This is a genomic window from Rhizobium ecuadorense, assembly GCF_001187535.1.
GTDB classification, from domain to species: Bacteria; Pseudomonadota; Alphaproteobacteria; order Rhizobiales; family Rhizobiaceae; genus Rhizobium; species Rhizobium ecuadorense.
Genome location: NZ_LFIO01001091.1, coordinates 1 through 214 on the forward strand (window position 1 = coordinate 1; position 214 = coordinate 214).

At 60.3% G+C, this 214-nt stretch carries 1 pseudogene; it reads left to right on the top strand.

Annotated elements, in window-relative coordinates:
- Nucleotides 1-214, top strand: a pseudogene (locus tag AF337_RS22110) (alpha/beta fold hydrolase); the annotation flags it as partial.

The window sequence follows — 214 nt, forward strand, 5'->3', positions numbered from 1 at the left end:
CGACTTCGGCTCGCCTATCGGTGCGCGGTTGGCGATCAGAATCCCCCAGCGCATCGTGGCGCTGATCATCCAGAATGGCGATATCCCCTATGAAGATGCCCTCGGACCGAAGTATGCGGATATCGAGGCGACGTGGACGCTTCCAAGATCGGAGATGAGAAAGGTGCTGGCGGAGGCGGTCAGCGAGGCCGCCTTCAGGCACGAATTCCTCAAC